The sequence below is a fragment of the Pseudomonas sp. Z4-20 genome (assembly GCF_051131955.1).
Classification (GTDB): domain Bacteria; phylum Pseudomonadota; class Gammaproteobacteria; order Pseudomonadales; family Pseudomonadaceae; genus Aquipseudomonas; species Aquipseudomonas marvdashtae.
This window is the reverse complement of record NZ_CP071641.1, coordinates 4,304,184-4,320,832: the sequence shown is the minus strand read 5'-3', so window position 1 is coordinate 4,320,832 and position 16,649 is coordinate 4,304,184. Positions and strand designations below refer to the sequence as shown.

The window sequence follows — 16,649 nt, the reverse complement described above, 5'->3', positions numbered from 1 at the left end:
CCGGAGTGTTGAAACAATGGAAACGCAAAAACGCGTTAACGCAATCGAGCCGCGCTTTGAACAGGGACGCTTTCAGCTCATCGCCGGTTTCGGCGCGCGTTTTACCCAGGACACCGCCCAGGACATCCCGCAGCTCTGGGAAAAATTCCTGCCTTGGCTCGGCAAGGTGCCAGGTCAGAAAGACGAAGTGACCTACGGGGTGTGTTGCAACCCGGACGGCCAGGGTGGCTTCGAATACATCGCCGGCGTGGAAATCAGTCGGCTCGACGACCTGCCGGAGCAATACCGCTGGATCGAAATCCAGCCCGGGCCCTACGCCGTGTTCGTACACAAAGGGCCGCTGAAGAGTCTTCCGGACACCTTCCAATACATTTGGAAAGAATGGTTGCCGCAGTCCGGCCACCAAGCGGCGGACGAGCCTGAGTTCGAGCGCTACAGCGAGGATTTCAATCCCCGGACCGGTGAAGGCACCCTGGAAATCTGGATACCCCTCAAACCGAGCTGAGCGATGGATCCGTCTGGTCAAACACCAGCCGCATCCGCCGTTCATAACCGATACGGCCTTTATAGGCCTCGCCGTTGTCGACCCAGCCCAGTCGCGTGTACAGGCCAATCGCTGCTTCATTGTCGGCGTCGACTGACAGCTCCAGTCCATTTATTTCCGGCCACGCCGAGCGCGCCACCGTCGGCAATGCCTGCAAGCAGGCCTTGCCGTATCCCTTGCCCTGGGCTCGGAAGTCGACCTGCAAGGCATGCAGGGTGGCGCTGTGTTCATCGGCCCACTCGGGCAGCACGGGCGGGCGCTTGAGCAGCAAGAACGCGACGGGCACATCGCCAGCCAGCAATGCGAAACCCTTTACACCCGGTCCGGGCCTGGACAGCAGCGTATGCAGCGCACCGTGGATATCGCCGGAAAACTTGATCTGGTCAGGGTGGATTTCGATGGCTTCGACCTGTTGCTGTTGGGTCGGGGTCAGGTCTTCATAAGGTACGAGCTGAGCGGTCACGAGAACGTCCGTTGTTTGCCGACAGAATGGGCCTCGAATTCTAGCGAAAATTTTTCTTTGGTTTATTTTTGTTTGGCTGTCGATTCACTGTTTCTCCAGACGACTAAGGATGTCTCTAACAAAAACCTGCGGAGAATCACCATGAATACCCAAGCTACCGAAAGCGAAATCCAGACGCTGATCGACACCTATCGCCAGGCGGTCATGGCCAAGGACGTGGAAAAGGTCATGGCCCTCTATGACGACGACATCGTCTCGTTCGACGCCATCCAGGCCCTGCAATTCAAGGGTAAGGTTGCTTACCGTGCCCATTGGGAGGCGTGCATGGAAATGTGCCCCGGCCCGCACAAGTTCGATTTCCACCAGATCGAGATTACGCCGGCCGAGAACATTGCGTTCGCCCATTGGTTGGCCTATTGCGGCGGCACCAACGATAAAGGCGAGGAACAGGCCTGCTGGATGCGCGTGACAGCTTGTTACAAGCGTACGGCCGGGCAATGGAAGATCGCCCATGAACATTGGTCGGCGCCGTTCGATCCGATGGCGGGAACGGCGATATTCGACTTGCAGCCCTGATTGGCCACGGTTTCTTCTGTCATCCTCGTCGATCAGTTCGACCACGGAGCTTACCCATGAAGTATTTATGCCTGGTGTATAGCAACGAACAGGCCCTGCACAACTCGCCCGACAGCCCTGAGGACGCCGAGTGCATGGCTTATGCCGAGTCGATCCAGGGCAGCGGCCGGATGGTTGCCGCCGAAGCCCTGGAGTCGGTGCAGACCGCCACGACAGTGCGCATGCGCGGCGGCAAGCTGTCGATCACCGATGGTCCGTTCGCCGAAACCAAGGAACAACTGGCGGGCTTCTACCTGATCGAAGCCAGGGACCTGAACGAGGCGATCCAGGTCGCCGGCAACATTCCGGCGGCCCGGGTCGGCTGCGTTGAAGTCCGGCCGGTCCGTCAACTCAATCCCTGAACAGGACTGTGTCCATGAACCTTAAACCCGCATCTTTGGAATGGGTCGTCGGCCGGCTCGAAATGCTGATAGCCCAGGGCATGCCCGACTGATGCCGGCCGAGGCGGTCAAGGCGCGGGTCGAGCAGGTTTATCGGCAAGACTCGCGGCGGATCCTGGCAACGCTGATTCGCTTGCTGGGCGACTTCGATCTTGCCGAAGAAGCCCTGCACGAGGCGTTCTTCGTCGCGGTCGAGCGCTGGCAGCGCGACGGTGTGCCGGACAATCCGCGGGCGTGGCTCGTGTCCGCCGGACGCTTCAAGGCGATTGACAGCCTGCGCCGTCGAGCGCGCTTCGCGGCGTCCCAGCCGATGCTGGTTGCACAGCTCGAAGAGCTGGAACAGTCCGATTGGAGTGATGAGGACGTGGAAGACGATCGCCTTCGGCTGATTTTTACCTGTTGCCATCCGGCCCTGGCGGCTGATGCCCAGGTGCCGTTGACGCTGCGTGAAGTGTGCGACTTGACCACCGAAGAAATTGCCCGTGCCTTTCTCGCCTCGCCGGCGGCCATCGCCCAGCGCATCGTGCGGGCCAAGGGGAAAATCCGCGACGCGAAGATTCCCTATCTAGTGCCATCGCGCACCGAACTGCCGGAACGGCTGGACAGTGTGTTGCGGGTGATCTACTTGGTGTTCAACGAGGGGTATTCGGCCTCGATGGGCGCAGAATTGACCCGTGAAGATCTCACCCGCGAAGCCATACGCCTCGCGCGTTTGCTGATGGAGTTGTTGCCGGAAGCTGAAGTCATGGGGTTGTTGGCGCTGATGCTGTTGCACGAATCGCGACGCCGGGCACGAAGCTCGGTGACGGGTGAACTGATTCTGCTGGACGAGCAGGACCGATCCCTGTGGGATCAAGGGATGATCGCCGAAGGCTGCGCCATGGTGGAGGCCGCGCTCAATACCCGGCGGTTCGGACCCTATTGTCTGCAAGCAGCGATTGCCGCCGTGCACGCTGAAGCGGCCACCGCGCAAGAAACCGACTGGCCGCAGATCGTTGGCCTCTACGATGTGTTGTTGCGCGCGATGCCATCGCCAGTCATCGAGCTCAACCGCGCGGCTGCCCTGGCCAAGCGCGATGGGCCGCAGGCAGGGTTAAGTCTGGTCGAGGGGATACTCGCAAGGGGTGAGTTGCTCGACTATCACCTGGCCCATTCGGCGCGGGCGGAATTCTGTCGGCAGTTGGGGCGGGTGGAGGAGGCGAGGGCGGCTTATGGACGGGCGCTTGAACTGACGCAGCAATTGCCGGAGCGACGGTTTATCGAAGCCAGGTTGGCCGGGTTGGATTGATAGTCCAGAGGTATCCGAACCTATTCGTGGCGAGGGAGCTTGCTCCCGCTGGGGCGCGAAGCGGCCCCCCGCGGTGTGTCAGTTGAATCAGGAGGGCTGCTGCGCAGCCCAGCGGGAGCAAGCTCCCTCGCCACGGGGTTTTCCTGAGTTTCCTGAACTGGCGGACAACAAACAAAAAAGGCGACCCGAAGGTCGCCTTTCTCATTCGCCCAACGTTGATCAGAACTCGTGATCAGCGCTGTCCGGGTTCAGGTCGCTGATGCCCAGCTTGCCTGCGGCTTGTTCGATCGAACCGGTCTGCTTGACCAGGGCGGCGATGGCGTCGCGCACGATCTGGTTGCCCGCGGTGTTGCCGGCGGCGATCAGCTGGTCGTAGTGCTCACCCTTGTTGGCGTGATCGACCATAACCTGAATCTTGGCTTCGGTGTCGGCCAGGTCGGCCTTGAGCGCGGTGTCAGCGGCCGGATCGGCCTTGGCTATCAGCGACGACAGGCTGGCGCCGGTCATCTTGGTGCCGTCTGCGCGGGTGTATTCGCCCAAGTAAACGTTACGTACACCCTTGGCATCGTAGAAATGCGAGTTGTGGGTGTTGTCGCTGAAGCAGTCCTGTTCGTCTTCCGGGGAGTTGGCTTCCAGGGACACCTTCATGCGCTCGCCTGCCAGTTCGCCCAAGGACAGGCTGCCCATGCCGAACAGCATCTTGCGCAGACCGGTTTCGGCCGGCTCGGCTTCCAGGGTGGCGCGGTAGTTGTCGGCCACGTTCGGCTTCCAGTTACCGACCATTTCCTGCAGGTCGTTGACCAGCAGTTGGGTCACGGACTTCAGATAGGCACGACGACGATCGTTGTGGCCTCCGGTGGCGCCTGCCCCTTCCAGGTAATCCGAAGCTGGGCGATTGCCAGCACCAGGGCCGGTGCCGTTGAGGTCCTGGCCCCACAGCAGGAATTCGATGGCGTGGTAGCCAGTGGCAACGTTCGCCTCGGAACCGCCCAGCTCGTTCAGGCTGGCGAGTTTTTCCGGGGTAATGTCTTTGACATCGACCTTGTCTTCGCCGACCTGAACCTCGGTATTGGCGATGATGTTGGCGGTGGCGCCCGGGTTACCCAGGGCATGCTCGTAGGTCTTGTCGACGTAGTCGATCAGGCCCTCGTCCAGGGGCCATGCGTTCACTTGGCCTTCCCAGTCGTCGATGATGGTGTTGCCGAAGCGGAACACTTCGCTCTGCAGGTAAGGCACGCGGGCGGCGACCCAAGCAGCCTTGGCGGCTTTGAGGGTGTCGGCGTTCGGCTTGGCCAGGAACGCGTCGACGGCGGTTTGCAGGGTTTTCGCGGTGGATTCGGCATCGCTGTAGACGGCATGGACGATGTCGGCATAGTGCGCGACAACAGCCTTGGCGGCGGCTTCGTCGATCTTGCCAGCGGCAGCGGGGGCAGCCGGAGCAGCGGTACTGGCGGCCGGCGTTGGCGCTTGCGGCGCGGCGGCCTTGTCTTTGCCTTCGCCGCAACCGGCGAGGGAAATAGCGATGGCCAACAGACTGGCGGTAGCCAGAGGCATACGAATCATGGCGAACATCCTGCTTCGGTGATGAATGGGACAGGCGCAAGGGTGCGCAAAAGCTGCGACATAATGCGAAAGATTTGCATTATGTGTAAAGGGCTGTGGCTGTAAATATTTCTTATTTAATAATGCAGATCGCTGCGTTTGGGCGGCGTCTGTAGGGATTGTCTGGTTGCCAACTCCTTGAGCGGAGCAATGGCCGCGCAAAAGATTCAGACGATGGAGGCCTTGGTGCGCTCCGCCTGCTTCAGATAAAGGCCCAGCTCCCGTGCCGGCAGGGGTTTGCTGTAGTAATACCCCTGGCCTTCATGGCAGCCCTCGGAAATGATGTAGGCCTCTTGCTCGATCGTCTCGACGCCTTCGGCAATGACCTGCATCCCCAGGCTTTTGCCTAGCTGGATGATGGCCCGGACGATGGTGGCGTCGTCTTCGTCGTCGAGCAGGTCTTGGACGAAGCTCTTGTCGATCTTGATCTTGTCCAGCGGCAAGCTCTTGAGGTAACTCAACGAGGAATAGCCGGTTCCGAAGTCATCGATGGCGATCAGCGCACCGGAACGGCGCAGGCTCAGCAGGTGCTGGGCAGCGGTGGTGATGTCTTCCATCAGGCCGGTCTCGGTGACTTCCAGCTCCAGGCTGCGAGGCGGCAAGCGATACATCTGCAGGAAGTTGTTCACCACCCGCGGCAATTCGGCGTGGTGCAGTTGTACGGTGGACAGGTTGACCGCCATGCGCAGGTCGACGAAGCCCTGGTCATGCCATTCGCGCAATTGCTTGCAGGCCTGGTCCAGTACCCATTCGCCAATGGCAATGATGGTGCCGTTCTGCTCGGCCAGGGGAATGAACAGGTCTGGCGGCACGAGACCGTGTTCCGGATGATGCCAGCGGATCAAGGCTTCGGTGCCCACCACGCGCAAATCGCGATAACTGATCTGTGGCTGGTACACCAGGCTGAATTGCCCGCGGGCCAGCGCCTCGCGCAGGTCCTTTTCCAGTTCGCGACGGCGGCGCATCTCGCTGTCGACGCTGGCGATGTAGAACTGGTAGCGATTGCGCGAGCGGGTCTTGGCCAGCGTCATGGTCTGCTCGGCCTTTTGCAGCAGCTTCTCGGTGCTGTCGCCGTCCTCGGGAAACAGCGTGATACCGATGGTTGCCCGCAGGCGGATCTCCTGGTCATCCAGTGCGAACGGCGCTTCCAAGTCATCCAGAATGCTCTGGGCCAGTTCGGCGGCCTCGTAAGGTTGCTCGATATCGGCCTGGACCAGGGCGAACTGGTCACCGCCCAACCGGGCCAACGCACCGAGGCGTCCGCTGTGGGCCCGCAGCCGATCAGCCAGGGCCAGCAGCAGCTGGTCGCCGGTCTGGTAGCTGAACTGTTCGTTGATGCTCTTGAAATCATCCAGCCCCACGCAGAGCACCGCCACGCGACGTTGCAGGCGTCCGGCATCCACCAGGATCTTGTCGAGTTGTTGTTGCAGTTGCTGGCGGTTGGGCAGGCCAGTCAGGAAGTCGTACTGCGCCATGCGCAACAGGCTGTTCTCGGCTTCGTGGCGTAGATGGGTGTTGCGCTCGATGGAGGCCAGGAGCTGGTTGGCGGTATTGATCCATAGGCCCAGCTCGTTCTTCTCATGGCCTCGCAGTTGCGGGATCTTGTGTGCGCTGGGGCGGTCAGGGTTGATTTCGGTCAGGTGCTGGATAATCCGCGACAACGGCTTGGTCAGCAGCCAGTGATAGACCAGGTACAGCACCAGGCCCATGGCGAGGGCGCGCAGCATTCCAGAAATGAAAATGATAACGGAGCTGATAATGAAGCCCTGGCCGTAGGTCGCGGTATCGAGCGTGATGCTCAGGTCGCCGTAATATTCGCTGTAGGGGCCGCGGCCCACCAGTTGTGTGGTGAAGGTTCGTTCCTGGCCAAGGATCAGGTCGGTCAGCCAGCGACTTTCGGAGTGCTGCAAGGGCCGGGTTTTTTCGGCAAGCATGGTTTCGCGAGGGTGGCCGATGGAGGCCATGCGCACGGCCTCGTCCTGGAACAGCCCTTCGATGACCTGCATGCCCATCTCCCGATCCAGGCTGTAGACCGCCTGGGTAGAAGGATCGCGGAACATATCAAGGATGCGCTGGGCGTCGACAGCTACGGCACGGTTGGTTTTGTAGGCGTCGAATACGATCTGGGCACAGCTCAAGATCATGCCAACGATCAACGCCGAGAGGAGCACGACCCGGAGCAACTTCACAGACAAGCTGTTTTTAAGTTCCAGCTTCAAAGATGGATTCCTTGTTTCGTGCGGATAGCGTCAAGTTGCCATGAGTATTGGCAATCCTGTGATGTCAGTCAAAGGGACAATCAAACACAAGGGTTTTCGCCTGAAGCCTGGCCGTTATACGGTGTCTACAGAGTTATTACTCTACGACCATTGTTTCGGTTGGAAGGGCCTGCAACTTGAGGCCTGGCGGGATTTTTTATTGGGTTTCAGACGCGAGGTCATGTGCCTGCTGCTGGGGATTGTGGATGCAAGCTTAAAAAAAAGGCGCTTTGCCCTCTCGGGAAAAGCGCCTTTTTCCTGGCATCAAAGCTTAGGCAGTGAAGGCTTTGCCTTCGAACTGCTCAGCCACGAACTTCCAGTTGACCAGGTTCCAGAACGCTTCGACGTATTTCGGGCGAACGTTGCGGTAGTCGATGTAGTAGGCGTGTTCCCAGACGTCGCAGGTCAGCAGCGGGGTGTCGCCGCTGGTCAGCGGGTTGCCGGCGCCGATGGTGCTGGCCAGGGCCAGGGACCCGTCAGCCTTTTTCACCAGCCAGCCCCAGCCGGAACCGAAGGTGCCGATGGACGTCTTGCTGAATTCTTCCTTGAACTTGTCGAACGAACCGAAGGCAGCATTGATGGCTTCAGCCAGTGCGCCGGTTGGTTGGCCGCCGGCGTTTGGCGCCAGGCAGTTCCAGTAGAAGGTGTGGTTCCAGACCTGAGCGGCGTTATTGAAGATACCGCCCGAGGAAGTCTTGACGATCTCTTCCAGGGTCTTGCCTTCGAACTCGGTGCCAGGCACCAGGTTGTTCAGGTTCACGACATAGGTGTTGTGGTGCTTGTCGTGGTGGTATTCCAGAGTCTCTTTGGAGATGTGCGGCTGCAGTGCATCGTGAGGATAGGGCAGCGGCGGCAATTCGAAAGCCATGGTGATTCTCCTAATCAGGTCAGTTGCGGTGAGCGCAAGGCCGATCACGGGCGGCCAGACTAGCGCCGGGGAGTTTGTACTCTTTGCGGCGCAGGAGTCGGATCATAGCACCGGGGGTGCGGCATAACCACGCAACAACTGTGTGGAATAGAGGTTCCAGAGCGGTTTGGAATATCAGCCGGAGACGATCAGCTGCACCGCCACGGTGAACATCATCAGTGCCACCAGCAGGTCGAGGATTCGCCACGTGCTGGGTCGGGCTAGCCAAGGGGCCAGCCACGCGGCGCCCAGCGCCAAGGTGGAAAACCAAAGCAGCGAGGCGCTGGCCGCACCCGCTACATAGGCACCGGGAACGCTTTGCTGGGCGCCGAGGGAGCCGATCAGCAACACCGTGTCGAGATAGACGTGGGGGTTGAGCAGCGTGACCGCCAAGGCGCTGAGCAGCACGGTTCGCAGTGAACGCGTGACGTGTTTTTCATTGCGCTGCAGGCTCTGTTTCGAACACGCCCGACGCAGCGCCTGACTGCCGTACCAGAGCAGGAACGCCGCGCCGCCCCATCGTGCGATCGAAAGCAGCAGCGGGCTTTGAGCCAGCAGCGTCGCCAACCCGAACACTCCGGCGGCGACCAATAGCGCATCGCAGGTGATGCACAGCGCGGCGACCGGCAGGTGGTGCTCACGCCGCAGGCCCTGGGCCAGCACAAAGGCGTTCTGGGCGCCAATCGCCATGATCAATCCAAGCGCCACCAGCAGCCCGTTGACGTAACTTTGCCACATGAGTTCTTCCCTTTGAGTGTTTGCAATGCTGGTCATTCTCCAGTGCGGGGATGTATAAGAAAAACCAATACTGCTGATTGCCCATTAGGAATACTGATGTTCGATTACAAACTGCTTTCTGCCTTGGCGGCCGTCGTCGAACAGGCTGGTTTCGAGCGTGCCGCGCAGGTGCTGGGATTGTCGCAGTCGGCCATCTCCCAGCGGATAAAACTCTTGGAAGCACGGGTCGGCCAGCCCGTCCTGGTGCGCGTCACGCCGCCGGCGCCTACCGAAATCGGCCGCCGGTTACTCAACCATGTGCAACAGGTCCGGCTACTGGAACGTGACCTGCAAAGCCTGGTGCCGGCGCTGGATGAGGAAGGGTTGCCGGAGCGCCTGCGGATTGCATTGAACGCCGACAGCCTGGCCACGTGGTGGGCCGGCGCCGTGGGGGCTTTTTGTGCAGAACAGCATCTGTTGCTCGACCTGGTGGTGGAAGACCAGACTGTCGGACTCAAGCGAATGCGCGCCGGCGAAGTAGCGGCGTGTGTCTGCGCAAGCGAACGCCCGGTGGCCGGGGCCCGCAGCGTATTGCTGGGGGCGATGCGTTATCGTGCGCTTGCCTGCCCTGCGTTCATCACTCGACATTTCCCCGAAGGGGTGCGCGCCGATCAGCTGGCGCGCACGCCAGCCCTGGTGTTCGGCCCGGACGACTTCCTGCAGCACCGATACTTGGCGTCCCTCGGCGTCGAAGGCGGTTTCGAGCACCATTTGTGTCCTTCGTCCGAAGGCTTCATTCGCCTCATCGAAGCCGGGCTGGGATGGGGCCTGGTGCCTGAGCTGCAAGTGCGCGAGCAGTTGGAGCGAGGCGAGTTGATGGAATTGCTGGCAGATAAGCCGATCGACGTGCCGCTGTACTGGCATCATTGGCGCAACGGCGGACAGTTGCTCGGTTTGCTGACCGAACAATTGATCGCAGCGACAAGCAGCACGCTGCAAGCAGTGAGTTGAAGTCGTATGGCTTGCAGCTCTTGGCTTGTAGCTCGAAACTGATTTTTAGGAGCACCACATGAAAATTCTGGTCACCGGCGCAAGCGGCTTCATTGGCGGACGCTTTGCGCGTTTTGCCTTGGAGCAAGGCCTGGATGTTCGGGTCAATGGCCGCCGGGCCGAAAGCGTCGAGCATCTGGTCCGGCGCGGCGCCGAATTCATCGAGGGTGACCTGGTCGACCCGATGCTGGCCCGTGATCTGTGTCGCGATATCGATGCCGTGGTGCATTGCGCTGGTTCGGTGGGCGTCTGGGGACGCTATCAGGATTTCCACCAGGGCAACGTCCAACTCACCGAAAACATCGTCGAGGCTTGCCTGAAGCAGAAGGTCCGGCGATTGGTGCATCTCTCATCGCCGTCCATTTATTTCGACGGTCGTGATCACCTCGCGTTGACCGAAGAGCAAGTGCCCAAACGCTTCAAGCATCCCTATGCCGCCACCAAGTACCTGGCCGAGCAGAAGGTCTTCGGCGCCCAGGAGTTCGGCCTGGAAGTGTTGGCCTTGCGGCCGCGTTTCGTCACCGGGGCCGGCGACATGAGCGTCTTCCCGCGACTGCTCAAGATGCAGCGCAAGGGGCGACTGGCCATAGTCGGCAACGGATTGAACAAGGTCGATTTCACCAGCGTACAGAACCTCAACGAAGCGCTGCTCAGCAGCTTGCTGGCCACCGATTCAGCCTTGGGCAAGGCCTACAACATCAGCAACGGAGCGCCGGTCCCGCTGTGGGACGTGGTCAATTACGTAATGCGACAAATGGAGGTCCCACAGGTCAGGCGTTATCGCTCCTACGGGCTGGCCTACAGTGTCGCGGCCATGAATGAAGGTTTCTGCGCGTTATGGCCCGGCCGCCCCGAGCCGACGCTGTCGCGCCTGGGCATGCAGGTCATGAACAGGAGTTTCACCTTGGACATCGGTCGGGCGCGGCATTATCTCGATTATGATCCGCAGGTCAGTTTGTGGGCCGCCCTCGATGAATTTTGCGCTTGGTGGCGCGTCCAAGATGCCCGCTGATCGGTCCGTCATGAACCGAGTGCCCAGTTCGGGGTCAATGGGTGCGGCGGTTGCGGGGGTTATACTCGCTGCACCGAGCCATTACCGGTTTCCCAAAGGTTGAACCCATGCCCATGCGTAACGATGCCGACGACGACTTCGATGATGTACCGAGCCTGCGGATGCGGGCCGACATTCCCGATGACGATGACTTCCTGACCAACCGCGAGCCCCGCGTGCAAGCGCGTCCGGCACCCGCTGCGGCGGCCAAGGTCAAGGCACCGAGCACTGGGCCGCTGTGGGCATTGGTCGGTGCCCTACTGTGCGCATTGGCCTTCCTGGCGTGGTGGAGTTTCCAGCAGATTTCCCTGATGGAGCAGCAACTGGTCGCTACCCAGGAAAGTTTCGCCCGGATCAGTGAGGACGCGGCGGGACGCTTGCAGGACATTTCCGGCAAGGTCGTCGCCGGGCAGTCCAACGTGATGAGCGACAGTGAAGCGTTGAAATTGCAGATCAAACAATTGGATAACAAGCTGCAGGAGCAGGCACGGCAATTCGAAGGCAAGCTGCAAGAACAGTACAAACTCCTGCAAGGCGCGTTCGGTCCATCTGCCGACCTGGACAAGCAGCTGGCCCAGATGATCGCCCAAGACTCCGAACAGCAGAACGCCTACACCCAGTTGCAAGCAGCCAATACCCAGCTTCAGGCCCAGGTCAAGACGTTGGCGGCGGAGATGGCAGCCTTGAAGAACCAAGGCGAGGGCGGCGCGCTGGATGCCCAGCTCAAGAGCATCGGTGCCGACATCACCGCTCTGAAAAGAGCCACCTCGAACTCGGCCATCGAGCGCCTGGAACAGGACATGATCGTGCTCAAGAGCCAACAGGAGAATCGTTCGGGCGGCTCTGCCGCGGAGTTCGATGCCTTCCGTGGCCAGGTCACGCGTAACATCAATACCCTGCAATCGCAGATCCAGTACCTGCAACAGCAACTGAGCAACCGGGCCCAGTGACGCTCTGGAACCTGTGGAAGCCAGCTCGCTTCCACAGGTTTGCGCTTGCCTCGCAACAATCCCCTGAATACTCCCACATCACCCCGCGCCGTCTACGCTCTTGAAACATCAACAAGAACGAGGGCGCGCGCATGGGATTGATTCGAAAGATGGCCAGGCTGACGGCGTTGCTGTTTCTGGTAACACAGGTCCAGGCCGCCACTCCGGACGACGGTCAGGCAGCCCGGGCACTGCTGGAAAAGGCCCTGGCCTACTATGACGACTACGGCGACTATGCGTTCGCCGCCTTCAGCCGCCAAGGCGAGTTCGTCGACAAGGACCGCTACGTGTTCGTGGTCGACACCCAAGGCGTGATGCTCGCCAGCGGCGGTCCCTCGTCAGCATTGATCGGGCGAGACGTTTCCGAGGTGCTGGGGCCGGAGTTGCGCAAGGCCTTCAAGGACGCACTGAAAACCCCTGAAGCCAGCGGTATCCAGCAGGCTGAATACCGTTGGCAGAACTGGGCCGACGGCAAGGTCGAGCGCAAGCATGTGTACTTTCAGCGGGTCGGCGAGCGAATCCTCGCGGTCGGCTATTACCTGCCTCGGGCCTCTGCCGAACAGGCCAGGGCGCTGCTGGACAAGGCGTCGGCCGATTTGTTGAAAAACGAGAAAGCGACGCTGACGGCGATCAACGCTCTCAAGGGCGGCTATCTTGAGGATGACCTGTATGTCTTTGTCGTCGACCTTGATACCCGACGCTATGTCGGTCATGGCACCAACCTGCGCTTGATCAATACTGATTTTGCCAAGGTCAAGGATCCGGCGGGCAAGCCGGTGGGCGAGCCGATATTGGCCATGATCGGTAAGCAGGATGCGGGGGAGTATGAGTATCGCTGGAAGAATCCGGTAACGGGGAAGGTCGAGAACAAGCATGCCTATTTGAAGAAGGCGGGGCATTTGCTGGTGGCGGTGGGGTATTACAGTCCTTGAGGCTGGGTGGCTGGGGTTTTGGGTGTATATCCGTTACCGAAGATACGGATATACACACCCAAAAACCGCCGAAATCAGCCCGCCACCAACACCCGAATCGCCTCCAACCGCAACGCAGCCTTCTCCAGCATCGCCAGCCCTTGCTCGCGCTGCTGACGCAAAGCCTCCAGCTCGCTATCGCGCACGGTAGGGTTGACCGCTTGCAGCGCGGTCAGACGTGCCAGTTCCTCTTCGGTATCGGCTGCAAGGCGGCGTTGAGCCTCGGCCACGCGCTCGGCATGGCGCGGGATGATCTTCTCTTCGCCGGCATTGATCCGTGGTGATAGCTGATCACGCTGGGCCTGGATGAACTTGTTGGCGCTGGCGCGGGGCACGCTTTCGAGCTGGTCGTTCAGGGTCTCGAACGAGACCCGGGCAGCCAGGTCGTTGCCGTTGGCGTCCAGCAGGCAGCGCAGGGCGGCCGGTGGCAGGTAGCGGCCCAGTTGCAGCGAGCGCGGGGCAACCACTTCGCTGACGTAGAGCAATTCCAGCAACACGGTGCCGGGCTTGAGTGCCTTGTTCTTGATCAGCGCCACGGCGGTGTTGCCCATGGAGCCGGACAGCACCAGGTCCATGCCGCCTTGCACCATCGGGTGCTCCCAGGTGATGAATTGCATGTCTTCGCGGGACAGCGCCTGGTTGCGGTCGTAAGTGATGGTCACGCCTTCGTCGTCGCCCAGCGGGAAACTGGCGTCGAGCATTTTTTCGCTCGGCTTGAGGATCAGCGCGTTGTCGGAATGGTCCTCGCTGTCGATGCCGAAGGCGTCGAACAGGGTTTCCATGTAGATCGGCAGGGCGAACTGGTCGTCCTGTTCGAATATGGCTTCTACCAATGCGTCACCTTCTCCCGCACCGCCGGAATTGAGCTCCAGCAGACGATCGCGGCCGGTGTGCAGCTCGGCTTCCAGGCGTTCACGCTCGGCGCGCGCCTCGTCGATCAGCGCTTGCCACTCGCCGTCATCGGCTTCTTCCAGCAAGGGCAGCAGGCGCGGGCCAAACTGGTGTTGCAAGGCGTTGCCGGTCGGGCAGGTGTTGAGGAAGGCATTCAGCGCTTCGTGATACCACTGGAACAACCGCGCCTGCGGGCTGGTTTCCAAATAGGGCACGTGCAGCTCGATGGTGTGTTTCTGGCCAATCCGGTCCAGGCGGCCGATGCGTTGTTCGAGCAGGTCCGGGTGCGCCGGCAGGTCGAACAGGACCAGGTGATGGGCAAACTGGAAGTTGCGACCTTCGCTGCCAATTTCCGAGCAGATCAGCACCTGGGCACCAAACTCTTCGTCGGCGAAATAGGCGGCCGCGCGGTCTCGCTCAAGGATGTTCATGCCTTCATGAAACACCGTGGCCGGGATGCCGGAGCGCACGCGCAAGGCGTCTTCCAGGTCCATGGCGGTTTCGGCGTGCGCGCAGATCACCAGGACTTTGGTGCGCTTGAGCATTTTCAACTGATCGATCAGCCACTCGACGCGCGGATCGAATTTCCACCAGCGCTCTTCTTCACTGGCGTCCGGCTGGGCCTGGAAGCTGACTTCCGGGTACAGCTCGGCGTGATCGCCCAATGGCAGTTCAAGGTATTCGTCCGGGCACGGCAGCGGATAGGCGTGCAGCTTGCGCTCGGGGAAGCCCTGTACGGCGGCGCGGGTATTGCGAAACAGCACGCGACCGGTGCCGTGGCGGTCCAGCAGTTCGCGGACCAGGCGGGCGCTGGCTTCGATATCACCGTCATTGACGGCGGTCAGCAACGCTTCGCCTTCGTTCCCCAGGAAACCGTGGATGGTCTTGTGGGCTCCGGGCGACAGGCGACCTTTGTCCAGCAGTTCCTGGACAGCCTCGGCCACCGGGCGATAGTTTTCACTCTCGGCGCGGAAGGCCTTGAGGTCATGAAAGCGGTTCGGGTCGAGCAGGCGCAGACGGGCAAAGTGGCTGTCCTGGCCCAATTGCTCTGGGGTTGCGGTCAGCAGCAATACACCCGGGATCGTTTCGGCAAGCTGTTCGACCAGCGCGTATTGCGGGCTGACGTGGTCTTCATGCCAGACCAGGTGATGCGCCTCATCGACGACCATCAGGTCCCAGCCGGCGGCGAACAGCGCGTCCTGGGCTTTCTCATCTTCCACCAGCCACTCCAGCGCCACCAGCGCCAGTTGGGTGTCTTCGAACGGGTTGCTGGCATCGCTTTCGATGAAGCGTTCTTCGTCGAACAGCGCAACCTGCAGGTTGAAACGTCGGCGCATTTCCACCAGCCATTGGTGCTGGAGGTTTTCCGGCACCAGGATCAGCACGCGGCTGGCGCGGCCGGACAGCAGTTGCCGATGGATGATCAGGCCGGCTTCGATGGTCTTGCCCAGGCCCACTTCGTCCGCCAGCAATACCCGGGGCGCGATGCGGTCGGCCACTTCACGGGCGATGTGCAGTTGATGGGCGATCGGTTGGGCGCGTACGCCACCCAGGCCCCAGAGCGACGACTGCAACTGCCGGCTGGTGTGTTCCAGCGTGTGATAACGCAGGGAAAACCAGGCCAGCGGGTCGATCTGGCCGGCGAACAGACGGTCGCTGGCCAGACGGAACTGGATGAAGTTCGACAACTGGGTTTCCGGCAGGGTTACGACTTCGTTCTGTCCGTTGAGGCCGTGATAGACCAACAGCCCGTCGACGTCATCGACTTCGCGCACGGTCATTTTCCAGCCTTCAAAGTGAGTGATCACATCGCCCGGCGAAAACCGTACACGGGTGAGGGGCGCATTCCGGAGCGCGTACTGGCGGGTGTCGCCAGTGGCCGGATAGAGCACGGTCAACAAGCGGCCGTCCTGTGCCAGAACGGTGCCTAAACCCAGCTCGGCTTCGCTGTCACTGATCCAGCGTTGCCCCGGTTGATACTGCTGCGCCATGCTGCCTGACTCCCGCCGTGAAAAAGCCGGCTATCTTAACGGAATGAGCCGTCAGACCAAAGGATTTACGCACGCATCCTGGCCTCATACAGCGTGCGTACTCTTCCTCCGAAGGGAACTTAACCTTGCTTAGGGATCAAAGAAGCTTGTGTGTGGGCAGGGCATAATGCCAACCAGGTCACAAGTTTCAGACCAGCGGTTCAAGCTGCACCCACCACAGCCGACAACCTGAAGACAGGAGACCTTTATGTTGCCACCCATGCTTCCTTTGAGCGCCGTACCCGTTACCGCGCAACAGGATCCGGTCCGCCAGCGACCGGACATACCGCCCGTGGTCCCGGTGCAGGAAAGCTCCAGCGAAAGCACCATCGACCTGCAAAAGCGTGACCCGGAAGAAACCGCGCTGCTGCTGCGTGAGGAACAGCGCCGCCAGCAGGAACGCCAAAGGCGCCGCCAGGAAGCCGACGAAGATCCCGAGGAACACTTGGCTGTACCGGGTACGGAACTGAACGCCGACAACACTGTGCCGGTCGCGCCGCTGGTGGAGGGGGAGTCGCGCCAGGGCCTCTGGGTCGATATTCAGATCTGATCCAGGCGTACCGAACCGACAGGCTGGTCAAGCTCGACGACAGCCCGCATCATGGGCGCATCCGCAACTCACCGTACGATGCCGACACGCCATGAGCCAAGAAGACAAGCTGGTTGACCTTAGCGCTGAACGCGCCAAGCGCGTTCACGACCTCAACGAAAAGCGCCTCAATGAAGTCCGCCAGGCGTTCGAGCAGGCGATGCCGTTGGGCAAGCCGAAGAAGAAAAACAAAAGCAAACCTAAAAAGCGCTGAACCCCTCGATCCATTGATGCAGATCAGTTATTCCCCCTCCATTTCGCTCAGTCACGAGCGTTATTGACG

Annotated in this window: 16 protein-coding genes; 10 read left to right on the top strand and 6 right to left on the bottom strand. The window is 60.7% G+C overall.

The features are described from left to right. Positions 1–16: 16 nt before the first annotated feature. On the top strand, positions 17–505 hold the full coding sequence (locus J3P82_RS19750; protein ID WP_434558312.1) for a GyrI-like domain-containing protein: 489 nt from the start codon (positions 17–19) through the stop codon (positions 503–505). On the opposite strand, the gene J3P82_RS19745 is transcribed toward J3P82_RS19750, so the two are convergent. Next, positions 492–1,007: a GNAT family N-acetyltransferase gene (locus J3P82_RS19745; RefSeq protein ID WP_434558311.1), complete on the bottom strand. Its 516-nt coding sequence runs from the start codon at positions 1,005–1,007 to the stop codon at positions 492–494. The genes J3P82_RS19750 and J3P82_RS19745 overlap by 14 nt on opposite strands. Positions 1,008–1,148: 141 nt before the next feature. Here J3P82_RS19745 and J3P82_RS19740 point away from each other — a divergent pair, with 141 nt between their 5' ends. From J3P82_RS19740 to J3P82_RS19730, 3 genes are all read left to right on the top strand, one after another. Beyond that, positions 1,149–1,583 carry a YybH family protein gene (locus tag J3P82_RS19740; protein WP_434558310.1) on the top strand — a complete coding sequence of 145 codons (435 nt, stop codon included), beginning with the start codon at positions 1,149–1,151 and terminating at the stop codon, positions 1,581–1,583. Positions 1,584–1,639: 56 nt separating this feature from the next. After that, complete coding sequence (locus tag J3P82_RS19735; RefSeq protein WP_434558309.1) at positions 1,640–1,984, top strand: YciI family protein; 345 nt, start codon at positions 1,640–1,642, stop codon at positions 1,982–1,984. Between the two features lie 91 nt (positions 1,985–2,075). After that, positions 2,076–3,311, top strand: coding sequence for an RNA polymerase sigma factor (locus tag J3P82_RS19730; protein WP_434558308.1), 1,236 nt, complete (start codon positions 2,076–2,078; stop codon positions 3,309–3,311). Positions 3,312–3,530: 219 nt separating this feature from the next. Here J3P82_RS19730 and J3P82_RS19725 read toward each other — a convergent pair whose 3' ends face one another. The 4 genes from J3P82_RS19725 to J3P82_RS19710 form a co-directional block, all read right to left on the bottom strand. Further along, on the bottom strand, positions 3,531–4,874 hold the full coding sequence (locus J3P82_RS19725; RefSeq protein WP_434558307.1) for an imelysin family protein: 1,344 nt from the start codon (positions 4,872–4,874) through the stop codon (positions 3,531–3,533). Positions 4,875–5,080: 206 nt separating this feature from the next. Next, the gene (locus J3P82_RS19720) at positions 5,081–7,132 is read right to left on the bottom strand and encodes a putative bifunctional diguanylate cyclase/phosphodiesterase (protein ID WP_434558306.1); all 2,052 of its coding nucleotides are present in this window, start codon (positions 7,130–7,132) and stop codon (positions 5,081–5,083) included. Positions 7,133–7,442: 310 nt separating this feature from the next. Beyond that, positions 7,443–8,039 (bottom strand): superoxide dismutase, encoded by a 597-nt coding sequence (locus J3P82_RS19715; protein WP_186635411.1) that lies wholly within the window; start codon positions 8,037–8,039, stop codon positions 7,443–7,445. Positions 8,040–8,213: 174 nt separating this feature from the next. Further along, entirely contained in the window at positions 8,214–8,816 is a 603-nt protein-coding gene (locus J3P82_RS19710) for a LysE/ArgO family amino acid transporter (protein WP_434558305.1), read from the bottom strand. Positions 8,817–8,906: 90 nt separating this feature from the next. Here J3P82_RS19710 and J3P82_RS19705 point away from each other — a divergent pair, with 90 nt between their 5' ends. From J3P82_RS19705 to J3P82_RS19690, 4 genes are all read left to right on the top strand, one after another. Next, complete coding sequence (locus J3P82_RS19705) at positions 8,907–9,806, top strand: LysR family transcriptional regulator ArgP (protein ID WP_434563905.1); 900 nt, start codon at positions 8,907–8,909, stop codon at positions 9,804–9,806. A 58-nt stretch (positions 9,807–9,864) separates the two neighbouring features. Continuing rightward, positions 9,865–10,857 carry an NAD-dependent epimerase/dehydratase family protein gene (locus J3P82_RS19700; RefSeq protein WP_434558304.1) on the top strand — a complete coding sequence of 331 codons (993 nt, stop codon included), beginning with the start codon at positions 9,865–9,867 and terminating at the stop codon, positions 10,855–10,857. A gap of 107 nt (positions 10,858–10,964) precedes the next feature. Then, positions 10,965–11,846, top strand: coding sequence for an ATPase (locus tag J3P82_RS19695; RefSeq protein ID WP_434558303.1), 882 nt, complete (start codon positions 10,965–10,967; stop codon positions 11,844–11,846). 131 nt (positions 11,847–11,977) lie between these two features. Continuing rightward, a complete protein-coding gene (locus tag J3P82_RS19690; RefSeq protein WP_434558302.1) occupies positions 11,978–12,817 on the top strand; it encodes a cache domain-containing protein in 840 nt (279 codons plus the stop codon). A gap of 74 nt (positions 12,818–12,891) precedes the next feature. Here J3P82_RS19690 and rapA read toward each other — a convergent pair whose 3' ends face one another. Next, positions 12,892–15,738, bottom strand: a complete 2,847-nt coding sequence (gene rapA, locus J3P82_RS19685; protein ID WP_434558301.1) for an RNA polymerase-associated protein RapA — start codon at positions 15,736–15,738, stop codon at positions 12,892–12,894. 247 nt (positions 15,739–15,985) lie between these two features. On the opposite strand from rapA, the gene J3P82_RS19680 reads away from it, so the two are divergent. Beyond that, positions 15,986–16,327 carry an aspartate-semialdehyde dehydrogenase gene (locus J3P82_RS19680; protein WP_434558300.1) on the top strand — a complete coding sequence of 114 codons (342 nt, stop codon included), beginning with the start codon at positions 15,986–15,988 and terminating at the stop codon, positions 16,325–16,327. Positions 16,328–16,418: 91 nt separating this feature from the next. Beyond that, positions 16,419–16,580, top strand: a complete 162-nt coding sequence (locus J3P82_RS19675; RefSeq protein WP_186613497.1) for a hypothetical protein — start codon at positions 16,419–16,421, stop codon at positions 16,578–16,580. Positions 16,581–16,649 lie beyond the last annotated feature (69 nt).